Source organism: Pseudarthrobacter defluvii (assembly GCF_030323865.1).
Lineage (GTDB): Bacteria > Actinomycetota > Actinomycetes > Actinomycetales > Micrococcaceae > Arthrobacter > Arthrobacter sedimenti.
In genome coordinates, this window is the sequence record NZ_CP066362.1 from 2051694 (window position 1) to 2064036 (window position 12343).

Here is a 12343-nt window from a genome sequence, read left to right on the forward strand (position 1 = left end):
TCCATGTCCATAGACGGACAGTCCACCCCCGCGCCTGATGGATCAGTTTCAGCCGCCGTCCCGGCAACCCGCAGGGCGGTGATCGTCGGCGGCAACAGGATCCCCTTCGCCCGTGCCGGCGGCGCCTATGCAAAGTCCTCCAACCAGGACATGCTGACCGCTGCCCTGGACGGCCTGATTGCACGCTTCGGACTTCAGGAAGAGCGGATCGGCCAGGTGGCGGCGGGCGCGGTGCTCAAGCATTCCAAAGACTTCAACCTCACCAGGGAAGCCGTCCTGGGTTCGGCACTCTCGGCCGAGACCCCCGTGTACGACCTCCAGCAGGCATGTGCCACAGGCCTTGAAACGGTGGTGGGACTGGCGAACAAGATCAAGCTTGGGCAGATCGATTCCGCCATCGCCGGCGGGGTTGATTCGGCCTCCGATGCCCCAGTGGTTGTGAGCGAAGGGCTTCGCGAGGTGATCCTGGACCTCCACCGGGCCAAGACACTTCCCCAGCGGCTGCAGATCCTGAGCCGGCTGCGGCCAAAGGACCTGGCGCCGCTCGCCCCCGGCACGGCAGAGCCCCGTACCGGGCTGACCATGGGCGAGCATCAGGCCCTCACCACCGCACAGTGGAAGATCTCCCGCGAAGCCCAGGACGAGCTGGCCCTGAACAGCCACCACAACCTTGCAGCCGCCTATGATTCGGGGTTCTTTGATGACCTGATGACGCCCTACCGCGGACTGACGCGTGACGCGAACCTCCGCCCTGATACGTCCATGGAGAAGCTCGCCGGCCTGAAGCCGGTCTTTGGCCGCAACCTCGGTGCGGATGCCACGATGACGGCTGGCAACTCCACGCCGCTGACGGACGGCGCCTCCACTGTGTTGCTGGCGTCCGACGAATGGGCAGATGCCCGTGACCTGCCCAAGCTGGCAGCCGTGGTTGACGCCGAGGCTGCTGCAGTGGATTTTGTGCACGGCAAGGACGGGCTGCTGATGGCACCTGTGTTCGCGGTACCCCGGCTCCTGGCCAGGCAAAACCTGACGTTTGCGGACTTTGACTACTTCGAAATCCATGAAGCCTTTGCCGCCACTGTCCTCAGCACCCTGGCCGCCTGGGAGGACGAGGAATTCGGCCGGACCCGCCTGGGCCTGGACGGGGCGTTCGGCAGCATCGACCGGTTGCGCCTCAACGTCAACGGTTCTTCGCTGGCGGCAGGCCACCCGTTCGCCGCAACCGGCGGCCGGATCGTCGGCACCCTGGCCAAGATGCTGCACGACAAGGCCGCCGCCACCGGCCGTCCCGCCCGCGGCCTGGTGTCAGTCTGCGCGGCCGGCGGCCAGGGCGTCGTCGCGATCCTGGAATCCCTGTAGGAGGGCGGCATGGCAGATACATACACGCAACTGGTCAACAGCGGCCCGGGCCGCAACCTTGCAAAGAAGCTCGGCCTCCCGCAGCCCGCTGTCTTGCGCCGCTACGAGCCTGGCCAGCCGCTGGTGGCGGGCCCCGTCGTTGTCGTGGGGGACACGGCAGGGGCGGACAAACTTGCCGCCGAACTGCTGTCCTGGGACCTTGATGTCAGGCGGCACGCGGTCCCGGCCGAAAAGCTTGGCGCCATCATCCTGGTCCTCGACGAGGTGGAGCACCCGGCGGACCTGGAAAAGCCCGTACTTGCCGCGGCCGGTTCGCTCCGCGACCTGCGGGCCAGCGGCCGGATCATCACCCTGTCGCGTCCCGCGGCGGAGGCGTCCTCGCCCCAGGCCGCAGCGGCACGGCAGGGGGTGGATGGCTTCCTACGCTCCCTTGCCAAGGAACTGCGGGCCGGGGCAACAGGAAACGGAGTACTCCTCGCAGGCGGCACCAGGTCCACCAGCCCCAGCGCCCTTGGCGCCATCAGGTTCTTCCTCTCCGCCCGGTCCGCATTCGTGGACGGCCAGTTCCTGACGGTCACAACGGAGGACGGCGCGCTTCCGGCCGACCCTGAACGGCCGCTGGAAGGAAAAGTCGCCGTCGTCACCGGCGCCGCCCGCGGCATCGGGGCCCAGATTGCCCGGACCATGCACCGTGACGGTGCCACGCTGATCCTGGTGGACATCCCGGCTGCCGGGGACCAGTTGGCAGCGGTCGCCAACGAGGTGCGGGGCACCGCCCTGCAGCTGGACATCACCGGGGCGGATGCAGGGCAGCGTATCCTCGACCACGCCGTCCAGCGGCACGGGCGGCTGGACATCGTGGTGCATAACGCGGGTGTCACGCGGGACAAGCTGCTGGCCAACATGGACCAGGCGCGGTGGAACAGCGTCATCAACATCAACATCGCCGCCCAGCTCCGGATCAACGAGGCACTGCTGCAATCCGGGCATTTGGGACCAGCGCCGCGTATCGTTTCAGTTGCCTCCACCAGTGGCGTCGCCGGGAACAGGGGGCAGACCAACTACGCCGCATCCAAGGGGGGAGTGATGGGAATGGTCCGGGCCAGCGCCCCGCTGTTCGCGTCCCGTGGCGGCACCATCAACGCGGTGGCCCCCGGCTTCATCGAAACCGAGATGACGGCCCGCATCCCCTTTGCCGTGCGCGAAGTGGCACGGCGGCTCAACTCGCTCCAGCAGGGCGGCCTTCCCTCCGACGTGGCGGAAACCATCGCGTTCCTGGCCAGCGACGCTGCGGGCGGCATCAACGGGGAGGTGCTGCGGGTGTGCGGGCAGAACCTGGTGGGGGCATGACACTCCAGCAACCAGTAATCCTGACCGAGATGCCGTCCCTGTCCAAGCTCTACGTAAACGCGGCCGCAATGGCTGCACGGCGCAGGCTCCTGGGAAACCATGACACCTCGGTCCTTCCGACTGAGAGCCACGAAGTCAGGGGCGTCGCTGTAAACGTCGAAAACCTCACCGCGTACCAGCACCTGATCGGTGAGACGGCCAGCGACGTCCTGCCGGCTGGTTTCATCCACGCGATCGCATTTCCCCTGGCCATGAGTGTCATGAACCGGGACGACTTTCCGCTTCCCCTGCTGGGCATGATCCATTTGCGCAACAGCGTGGAGCAGTGGTCGCCGTTGGTTTTCACCGACGTTCTGGACATGACCGCCAAGGTGGAAAACCTGCGCGGACACCGTGCGGGAACCCAGGTGGACGTTGTGGCGGAGGTCCGGCCCGCCGGTTCTGTCGAGGTGCACTGGCGCGGGGTGTCCACCTACCTGGCCAAGGGGGTGTTCCTGCCGGGCATTGACAAGCCCGGCGCCGTCCCGGCAAGGGCTGACTTCACGGCACCTGACCCAACCGCCCTGTGGCAGCTGGGTGTGGACGCCGGCCGTGCCTATGCCTCTGTGTCGGGGGACTTCAACCCCATCCACCTGAGTGTGCTCTCGGCCAAGGCACTGGGCATGCGCCGTTCGATCGCGCATGGCATGTACCTGGCATCGCGGGCCCTTGCAGATGTGGGTCCGGCCCGGGGCGATTCCTTCACCTGGGACGTGGAATTCGAGGCGCCCGTTTTCCTGCCGTCACGGGTGGCCCTGGAGATCGGCAGCGAACAAAGCGCTTCCGGGGCATGGAAGCAGTCCAGCTTTGTGGCGTGGAGTCCGCGCTCCGGGCGGCGTCATTTCACCGGCACTGTTGCTGCCCTTTAGTTCGTCGCCGGATATCCGGCTTTAGTCCTTCGGCCGCACCGCGCGCAGGATCCGGTGAAGGCTGAGCAGGACCGATTCTGACGCAGGGACCGTTCCCTGCGAAGCGGGCCTGCCGGCGGTGGCGGCCATGCAGGCCTCCACCGCCGCAACGGCAGCGTCGTAGCGGTCCTTCCACTCCTGGGCGTCATCGTCGTCTGTAGACACCAGTTCCCCGGTGGCCGTGATGGCGTCAGCCAGAGGTTCGTTGTCCTGCAAAGGGATGGCGTAGGGCACGTCGTCTTCCCAGATCACGTCGGAAAGCACGTCTGTCATGTCCTGGATATGGAAGGTGACCCGTTCCAGGTTTCTCAGGTCCTGGTAGTCCCGGTCGATGTCGCGCGGGTGCAGTTTCCGGCGTGGATTGGCGCGGCGGCTGGCGTCCGCTTCCTTGACCAGATGCCGCACTGAGCGTGCCGCTTCCGCCAGTTCGTCCGATCTGCGCGACCAGTCCTCGTGCTCCGGCGGCCATTTTTCCGTCAGGGCGGCGCCCATGTCCGTCAGCTGCCGGCCCAGTGCGAGCCGCAGGTCAGCCAAGCTTGAGGCAGCCGCGTTGAGGTGCAACGGAGGGAAGATCAGGAAATTCACTGCAATGCCCACCGCCACTCCTGCCGCCATCTGCACCAGGTAGCCGTAGGAGAAATCTTCCGCATTACTGCCGCCAACCAGCAGAACCAGCAGGGCCGCCGTCGGGATCCAATCGCTGCCTGACCCGATGCCCGGCAACCCGCCCAGCAACACGCCCACCCCCATGAACAGGGCGACCGTCAGTGGTGAGGGTTCGCTGATGCTCACCAGGACGAAAGCGAGGCCGATACCCATCGCAAGCCCCGCCAAGGCCTGTGCCCCCTGCTTCACCGAGCCGGCGACATTGTGGTACATCGCCACCAGTGCACCCAGCGGCGCGTAGTAAGCGTAGTGCGACGCCGCGCCCGGCATGAGCGGCGCAATGGCAAAGGCCAGCCCCGCCGCTATGGCCGCCTTCCCCGCCAGTTGCAGCCGCTGTGCCGCGAAGGCAGCAGAAAGTCCCGCCACCGATTGTTTGAGTAGTTGGGTCCCCCGAGCCCACCGTGCATCCGGCCGTGCCTGAGTATTGCCCATCCGGATAACAGTAGGGCCGGGGGTGCGTCAGGACAAACCTGCTGTTGAGCGCCTTACCTCAGCTGCCAGCCTGTGGGCCCGGCCCGGAGTTCGCCCCTCTTCCGCGCGCCGGGGGATGTAGCCGAAACTCAGGCCATAGGACGGGTCGGCGAACCCGAGGGCCGCGTTGGCGCCCTCATGGCCGAAGGCGCGGTGGCTGCCGAAGTTCCGCGAGGGGTGCGGTTTCATGAAAACGACGGCGAAAGCATTGTCCAGTCCGGAGGACCGGTCCAGTCCCCACACCTGCTCCCGCGTCATCGCGGCGATGGTCCCCCCTGTGAGGAACGGCTCACCGCCGCCGACGCCGGTGGTCGCCGCCGCGTACAGCCGGGCGAGGCCATCCGCTGATCCCACGCCGCCCGCGGCGGACATGCCGGCAGCCCGCACAGACCGGATGTTCGGCAGCTCCATGATGGTGCTCACGGGTGCATTGCTGTTGAGGCCTTCGAGGCTGAGCGGGTCCACCCATGGCTGGTTCGGGGCATCGTCGTAGAGGACATCCCGGTACCGCGGTTCCTGGTCCTCCGGAAGGCCCAGGAAGAACTCCACCTCCTGCGGCTTGCGGATCCTCCGGTCATAGAGGTCCTGCAGTGCCTCGCCCGTAGTCCGGCGGCACAGCTCCTCCATCAGGATGCCGATGGTGAGTGCGTGGTAGCCGAACTGCCGGCCGGGTTCCCACGCAGGAGCGGCAGCGGCCAGCCTGGCGGCGGCGCCGGCTGTTGTGAACTCTTCCAGCGCGAAGCCGCCCTCAACGCCCGGCAGGCCGGCCTGGTGCGACAGCGCCTCCCTGACCAGCAGCCGGTCTTTTCCATGCACTGCGAAGTCAGGCCAGTAGTAGGCCACGGGGCGGTCCAGTTCAAGGACTCCATCCTGCACGAGGAGGGCGATAACCATGGCGGCAACGCCTTTCGAACACGAATACGCGCCGGTCAGCGTGTCGGCGGCCATGTCCGGCCCGCCGGTCAGGTGCACCACCGGCAAACCCTGGTGGTAGGCAGCCAGCTGTGCGCTGTAGCGGGAATCCTCGGCGAGAAGGGACTCGAACAGGGCCAGGACGTTTGCGTATCCCGGTGCCACAAAACCAAGAGAAGTCTGCATGCCTCCCAGTGTAGGAGGAAAGCGGTTTCCTTCGGTGGGTCCAGCTCAGCGGACGGCGCCGTGTCCCGGCGCCACTTCCTCACCCGGCCGCACCGGGCCCGGAGGCGTACCGTCGCCGAACGGCCGCCCGCCCAGTGACTCGCGGCCGTGTTCTTCCAGCCATCCGCCCAACTCGGGGCCGGCAGGAACAATTCCGGTGGGGTTGATGTCCTCATGGACGATGTAATAGTGCCGCTTGATCTGAACGAAGTCGATGGTGTCGCCGAATCCCGGGGTCTGGAACAGGTCCCTGGCATAGCCCCAGAGGTTGGGCATCTCGCTCAGTTTCTGCCGGTTGCACTTGAAGTGCCCGTGGTACACCGGATCGAACCTGGCAAGTGTGGTGAACAGCCGCACGTCCGCCTCGGTGATGGTGTCACCCACCAGGAAGCGCTGACCGGAGAGGCGGTCCTCAAGCCAGTCCATCGAGGTCCACAAGCGTTCGTACGCGGCGTCATAGGCTTCCTGGGAGCCCGCGAAGCCGCAGCGGTAGACGCCGTTGTTAACCTCGGTGAAGACCCGCTTGTTCACCTGGTCGATCTCGTCACGGAGGTGTTCGGGATAGAGCTGGGGTGCACCCGGCCGGTGGAACTCGGTCCACTCCGTGGAAAAGTCCAGGGTCATCTGGGGGAAGTTGTTGGTCACCACTTCGCCGCTGGGCACGTCCACGAGGGCAGGCACAGTGATGCCGCGCGGGTAACCGGGGAAGCGTTTGAAGTAGGCCTCCTGGAGGCGCTCGATGCCGAGGACCGGGTCCACGCCGCCGGGATCGAGGTCGAACGTCCAGGACCGTGCATCGTGGGTGGGGCCGGGCTGGCCCAGCGAGATTGCCTCTTCCAGCCCCAGCAGCCTCCGGACAATTACGGTGCGGTTGGCCCACGGACAGGCCCTGGCGGCAACGAGGCGGTAACGCCCCGCCTCCACCGGCCAGCCCGGCTCGCCGTTGCTGCCGGGCGCGGCGTCCTTGGTGATGCGGTCCTCAATGTAATTGGTGTCGCGGGTGAATTCCGCGCCGCCTGTCACATAGGCTCCGCGGGTGCTGTGCCCGTTGGTGCCGCCGGCCGCTGTGGAGGTGCTTTCCGTTTCCTGGCTCATGCCACCAGCCTAGGCGCCTTTCAGCAGGATCATCGAAATTGGCTGCCAGGCCACAATCCAGGCCCCGGTGACAATCAGCGTGAACAAGGCGATCCAGATCCCCGACGGAACCGAGGTGGCACGGTACAGGAGGTAGGCATCGGAGCTGCCCAGCCGGTCGCGGCGGCGGAGGTGGACGTTGGTGAGTTTGAGCAGGTCGCGGACGCCGGCCACCAGCAGTGCCAGGCCGAGGACGACGGACACGTGTCCAACGACGGAACCAGGTGCAAGGAACGCCAGGGACGCGGTGCCGGCGATGGCTGCAGCGGTGATGGCGAATCCGGCCACGTTGCGCAGGAAGAGCAATGACGCGGCCAGGACCAGCGCGCTGGTGGCCATGGCTGCCGGACCCCAACCGTTGAGCCCACACCATACGAAAGCTGCACCAACCATGGCAGGGACCGGATAGCCCCAAAAACACGACCACGCAGCCGCCAGCCTGCTCCGGCTGTACGTGGTGGTGGTCCCCGAATGGTCAAGCCGGAGCCGGATTCCTGCCAGCCGCTGCCCGGAGGTTACGGCGGCGAACGCGTGGCCCAGTTCGTGCGTGGCGGTGGCGAGGAGCCCGAAGTAGCGCCAGCTGCGGCGTGGGATGGACAGGGCGACGGCGGCTGCCAGGGACAGGAGCATCTCAACCCACGTGACGGTGGGTACGTTTGTTTGGGTGAATGCTGCGCTGAACGCGCTCCACAAGCTGGCGGGGCTGTCCACCGCTGCCTCCTGGCTGCCGGTCCGGCGTGGTGGGTGCCGGCGTCGTACGTGTTGTGCCCAACGCTACGAAGCCGGGCTGGGTGAATGCTTAAAGAAGCCGGACTGGGTGAATGCTTAAAGCCGAAAGGCACGCCTGGCGCGGCGTGCCTTTCGGGCAAAGGTCGTGGTTTTGGCCACTGGCGGAAGCGTGACGCCCTAGCCTTCGCACTCGGTGCAGTAGCTATGGCCGTCTTTCTGCCGGGCGATCTGGGACCGGTGGCGGACCAGGAAGCAGGAGTAGCAGGTGAACTCGTCCTCAGCCTGCGGGATGACCTGGACTACGAGCTCCTCTGCGACGAATTCGCCACCAGGGACCCCGGCGCCGTCCAGCCCGTCAGCTTCGTCCAACTCCTGCACGACGCTGCGGGCATCGGGAGCATTCGCTGACTGGAGCTGCTCGAGTGAGTTGTCCTGCGATTCCTTGACGTCGGAGCGCAGTTCATCGTAATCGGTTGCCACTTTGGGTGCTTCTCTTTTCTTTGATGGGCTGTCGGGTATGAAACGTACAGCATGGAGCCGGTATTCCCCAACAGGAAGCGTAGATCCGCCGCCGATTGGGTAAAGGTTCAAAGGAGCGGCCGCGGGTTTGGAACCGTATCGCGGCGGTATGGGCAGTGGAGGGACGGCCGGTTGCTGTTCCCTCTGCTTGACGGAAGGGGCAGATTTTGGAGCAACTCACCGCAGAGTTCGGCGGTGCGGGACAAGTCGGCGTGGGTGTCGGTCCCGTGCTGGAGAAGTTCGACGCTGTGTCCAGGATCGTGGTCCTGCGTGGAGGCGGCCTCGGGGACCTGATTTTCGCGATCCCGGCCATGTCGGCACTGAAGGCGGCCTACCCTGCAGCAACCATCACTTTGCTGGGCACGCCCATTCACAAAGCGCTGCTCGCGGCGCTGCAGAGCCCCGTTGACGAAGTGTTGGTCCTGCCCTTCGCCGAGGGAGTCCGGCCCGGCGAAGAAGATCCGGAAGAGCTGGAGCGGTTCTTTGCCCAGATGCGCAGCCGGAACTTCGACCTCGCCGTCCAGGTCCACGGCGGCGGACGGTATTCGAATCCATTCCTGCTGCGCCTGGGGGCGCGCCACACAGTGGGCACCCGGACAGCCGATGCCGCCAGCCTGGAACGCACCATCCCCTACCTCTATTACCAGCACGAACCGCTGCGGGCCTTGGAGGTTGCCGGCTTCGCGGGCGCCTTCCCCGTTGACCTCGAGGCCCGGCTGGCACCCATCGGAGGGGGAGAAGCCCCGGAAGCTGCCGACGGCGACGCCGGCCGGCCGCTGGTGGTGATCCATCCCGGCGCCACCGACCCCCGCCGTCGTTGGCCGGCGGACAAGTTCGCTGAACTTGCTGCCGCCTGCGCGGCTGACGGCTCACGGGTGGTCATTGTTGGGGACAGCAGCGAGCAGGACCTGGCGGAAGGCATCGCAGCGCGGGCGGCGTCAGCAGGCGTCCGCTCCGTGGCCGGGGCACTCGATATGGCAGGACTGGTGGCGCTGCTGGCGGAAGCTGATGTCGTGGTGGCCAACGACAGCGGCCCCCGGCACCTGGCGCAGGCGCTCGGCGTGCCCACGGTGGGGATCTTTTGGGCCGGCAACGTAATCAACGCCGGTGCCCTGGGCCGAAGCCTGCACCGCGTGCACGCCTCCTGGGTGACCACCTGCCCCACCTGCGGCATCGACGTCACCCAGGTCGGCTGGACTGCCCCGCGCTGTGTCCACGACGACTCAGTAGTGGGCGGCATCGGGGTGCCGGAAGTGTACGAGGACGTCCTCAGCCTCACCGCCACCAAGTTCGCCAGGGCGGACGCATGACCGGCGCCGAAGCTGCCCAGCAGTCCGGCGACATGATTCCTGCCGATGGAAAGCCGGAGCTCCTGGTCCTGCGCGCCTTGAAGCTGGGCGACCTGCTGGTCGCCGTGCCGGCCTTGAAGGGAATCCGGCGGGCTTTCCCCGAGCACCGGCTGCGCTATGCGGCCCAAGGCTGGTTGTCCGAAGCTTTGGGGCTGGTGGGCGGCTATGAGCTGCTGCCGACGCACGGTCTGGATGAGCCGCTGGCGATGGAACCGGGTGTGGTGGACGTGGCCATCAATCTACACGGCAGCGGTCCGGAGAGTCAGGGGCGGATCGAGGCGTTAAAGGCACGGCAAACCGTTGGCCACCAAAGCGCGCACCGGGATGGCCCTCCTTGGCGGCCCGAACTGCACGAGCGCGAACGCTGGGTGAGGCTGGTGGAATGGCATGGCATCGAGGCGGATCCGCTGGATGTGCAGCTGAACACGCCGCATGTGCCCAGCCCGGTCCCTGGCGCCACCGTCCTGCATGTGGGGGCTGCATACGGCAGCAGGCTGTGGCCGGCGGAGCGCTTTGCGGCGGTGGCCGCGGCGCTCGCAGAAGCCGGGCACCAGGTGGTGTTCACCGGCGGGACATCGGAACGGGAACGGGCAGAGGAAGTTTGCCGCCTCGCAGGACTCCCGGGCACCGCCGTCCTTGCCGGGGTGCTGGGCCTTGGCGAGTTCGCCGCCACGATCGCCTCCGCACGCCTGGTGGTCTCGGCCGACACCGGGGCGGCACATCTGGCATCCGCGTACGGAACACCCTCGGTGGTGCTGTTCGGTCCGGCCCCGCCGGAAATCTGGGGGCCTCCTCCGGGACCGCATGTGGTCCTTACCCGCGCCGAACTCCGGCGCGGCGACACGTTCGCAGCCCAGCCCGATCCTGCCCTGCTCGCCGTCCAGGTGCCCGATGTCATGGCTGCCATAAGGGGGCTGGGGCTTCTCTAAACGCTGTGGGTTTGCGGGCTGTTGATGTGGGTCCGCAGGGGTTGGAGTCCCGCCCCTGCGGCCTAAAATTGGTGCATGAGCACTGAGCTGGAAATCGCCTTGGTGTTGGGGACGGCGTTCTTGTGGATTACCGTGACGCTGACTATCTTGTCTGCCATTGACCGCCCCGAAAGGAAGGCGCGGCGGCAGGAACGGCGCGATATCCGGACGGAGAAGCGGCGGATCGAGTACCGTCCGGTCGCTGCCGCTTCCCACCCCCAGGGGCGCAACCGGCACCCCCGGAGCCGCAGGTTGCACCCGCACTGACGACGGCGTGACTACCGCGGGTGCATCGGCGTGGAGCACCCGGGTGGCACGGCCGCGCCCGGGCCGGCGCCCGCCGTCGGACGCTTTGCTGCGTTGGGCTGCTGAAGGAGCGACGGCCACTGTTGGGCACTTCCCTTGCCTGCCGCATTTTTTCGCGTCAAGTCTTGACGGCCTTCCCTGAAACGCTGACACTTTCCCGATGGGAGTAAGCGAAGAGTTGCGGGCGCTGGGCGACGTGGTGGACAGGCTTGCGGTGAAGTTTCCCGCCCTGCCCCGGGAACACATCGAGGACGTGGTCCAGCAGGAGCACAGCCTGTTGGACACCGGCAGGGTCCGCGCGTTCATACCTGTCCTGGTTGAACACGCCGCCCGGGACCGCCTCTCGCGCTGACACCGGCGCCGGGGATTAAGGTGCAGGTGCGACGTCGATGAGCACCTTCCCGATTGCGCCCTGTTCCACAGCATCATGCGCTGCGGGCGTCTGCTCAAGGGTGAAGCGCGTCAGGGGCAGCCCGTGGGCGTCGCCGACCCGTAGCGCGCCCGCCGCCAGGGCCTCGGCGACAGCGGCTACAGCATGCTGTTTCTGCCCGTCCGTGACCGTGTAGGTGAGGATGAACTGGTAGCGGACGTTCTTGGTCATGCTTTCGCGGATGGGAACACTGAGCGATTCTCCGGGGTTGGCTGCGTATATCGAGATGGTGCCGCCGGGTTTGAGGACCTGCAGGTCTGCCTCGATGTTCGCGGGAGCGTTGACGTCCACGATGATGTCCACACCGTCCGGGGCTGCCGCCTTGACGGCCTGGACCACGTCCTCCGTCCGGTAGTTGATGACCGTATCCGCGCCGGCACGGCGGGCAAGTTCAGCCTTCCGGTCTCCGCTGACGGTGGTGATGACGGCAGCCCCGGCCCACCGTGCGAGTTGGATGGCCGCGTGCCCCACTGCCCCTGCACCTCCGGTGACCAACACGCTGCGGCCTGCCAGGGAGCCGGGGGAGAGTCTGTCCGGTCCGTCTTCGTTCGACGCCAGGGCGCGGTGCGCTGTCAGGGCAGGTATGCCCAACGAGGCACCGGTGTCGAAGGATTCGGAGTCTGGTAGTGCCACCACCTTGTGGGCGGGCACCACGACGTATTCCTGTGCCGTACCTTCATTGCCGGCCCATGCGACGTCCCAGAGCCACACACGGTCCCCCACGTTGAAACCGGCTACCCCGGACCCCACTTGGTCGACAACGCCGGCTCCGTCCTGGTTGGGAACTTTGGGCGCGGGAAGCTTGTTGCTTCCACTGACGGACCGTGACTTCCAGTCGGTGGGGTTCACCCCCGAGACCACCAGGCGGACCCGCACTTCGCCCGCACCCGGATCAGTTAGCGCTTTGTCCTGCAGCTTCAGTACGGATGACGGACCTGTTGCTTCGTACACGATTGCTTTCACGTTTTCTCCCACGTC

At 66.6% G+C, this 12343-nt stretch carries 13 protein-coding genes; 7 read left to right on the forward strand and 6 right to left on the reverse strand.

Going from position 1 to position 12343, the window contains the following annotated elements; translation table 11 throughout:
- Positions 1–3: 3 nt before the first annotated feature.
- From JCQ34_RS09430 to JCQ34_RS09440, 3 genes are read left to right on the forward strand one after another with little or no spacing between them, the layout of a single operon-like run.
- Positions 4–1359: an acetyl-CoA C-acetyltransferase gene (locus JCQ34_RS09430; RefSeq protein WP_286404131.1), complete on the forward strand. Its 1356-nt coding sequence runs from the start codon at positions 4–6 to the stop codon at positions 1357–1359.
- 9 nt (positions 1360–1368) lie between these two features.
- The gene (locus JCQ34_RS09435) at positions 1369–2709 is read left to right on the forward strand and encodes a 3-oxoacyl-ACP reductase (protein WP_286404134.1); all 1341 of its coding nucleotides are present in this window, start codon (positions 1369–1371) and stop codon (positions 2707–2709) included.
- Positions 2706–3617: a MaoC family dehydratase gene (locus tag JCQ34_RS09440; protein ID WP_286404137.1), complete on the forward strand. Its 912-nt coding sequence runs from the start codon at positions 2706–2708 to the stop codon at positions 3615–3617. Before JCQ34_RS09435 ends, JCQ34_RS09440 begins: the two co-directional genes overlap by 4 nt.
- Positions 3618–3638: 21 nt before the next feature.
- Here JCQ34_RS09440 and JCQ34_RS09445 read toward each other — a convergent pair whose 3' ends face one another.
- The 5 genes from JCQ34_RS09445 to JCQ34_RS09465 form a co-directional block, all read right to left on the reverse strand.
- On the reverse strand, positions 3639–4688 hold the full coding sequence (locus JCQ34_RS09445; RefSeq protein WP_286404140.1) for an FUSC family protein: 1050 nt from the start codon (positions 4686–4688) through the stop codon (positions 3639–3641).
- Between the two features lie 93 nt (positions 4689–4781).
- Positions 4782–5891: a serine hydrolase domain-containing protein gene (locus JCQ34_RS09450; protein ID WP_286404143.1), complete on the reverse strand. Its 1110-nt coding sequence runs from the start codon at positions 5889–5891 to the stop codon at positions 4782–4784.
- Positions 5892–5936: 45 nt separating this feature from the next.
- Positions 5937–7025 carry a glutathione S-transferase family protein gene (locus tag JCQ34_RS09455; RefSeq protein WP_286404144.1) on the reverse strand — a complete coding sequence of 363 codons (1089 nt, stop codon included), beginning with the start codon at positions 7023–7025 and terminating at the stop codon, positions 5937–5939.
- A gap of 9 nt (positions 7026–7034) precedes the next feature.
- Positions 7035–7775, reverse strand: a complete 741-nt coding sequence (locus JCQ34_RS09460; RefSeq protein WP_286404146.1) for a M50 family metallopeptidase — start codon at positions 7773–7775, stop codon at positions 7035–7037.
- A gap of 195 nt (positions 7776–7970) precedes the next feature.
- Positions 7971–8273 (reverse strand): DUF4193 domain-containing protein, encoded by a 303-nt coding sequence (locus JCQ34_RS09465; protein ID WP_018761323.1) that lies wholly within the window; start codon positions 8271–8273, stop codon positions 7971–7973.
- A 206-nt stretch (positions 8274–8479) separates the two neighbouring features.
- Here JCQ34_RS09465 and JCQ34_RS09470 point away from each other — a divergent pair, with 206 nt between their 5' ends.
- The 4 genes from JCQ34_RS09470 (at position 8480) to JCQ34_RS09485 (ending at position 11287) form a co-directional block, all read left to right on the forward strand.
- A complete protein-coding gene (locus tag JCQ34_RS09470) occupies positions 8480–9622 on the forward strand; it encodes a glycosyltransferase family 9 protein (RefSeq protein WP_286404153.1) in 1143 nt (380 codons plus the stop codon).
- On the forward strand, positions 9619–10590 hold the full coding sequence (locus JCQ34_RS09475) for a glycosyltransferase family 9 protein (protein WP_286404157.1): 972 nt from the start codon (positions 9619–9621) through the stop codon (positions 10588–10590). The genes JCQ34_RS09470 and JCQ34_RS09475 overlap by 4 nt, the downstream gene beginning before the upstream one ends.
- A 75-nt stretch (positions 10591–10665) precedes the next feature.
- Positions 10666–10896: a hypothetical protein gene (locus tag JCQ34_RS09480; protein WP_286404159.1), complete on the forward strand. Its 231-nt coding sequence runs from the start codon at positions 10666–10668 to the stop codon at positions 10894–10896.
- A 199-nt stretch (positions 10897–11095) separates the two neighbouring features.
- Positions 11096–11287 (forward strand): three-helix bundle dimerization domain-containing protein, encoded by a 192-nt coding sequence (locus JCQ34_RS09485; RefSeq protein ID WP_236802735.1) that lies wholly within the window; start codon positions 11096–11098, stop codon positions 11285–11287.
- A 15-nt stretch (positions 11288–11302) separates the two neighbouring features.
- Here the strand turns inward: JCQ34_RS09485 and JCQ34_RS09490 are convergent, their stop codons facing one another.
- On the reverse strand, positions 11303–12328 hold the full coding sequence (locus tag JCQ34_RS09490) for an NADPH:quinone reductase (protein WP_286404162.1): 1026 nt from the start codon (positions 12326–12328) through the stop codon (positions 11303–11305).
- Between the last annotated feature and the right edge of the window lie 15 nt (positions 12329–12343).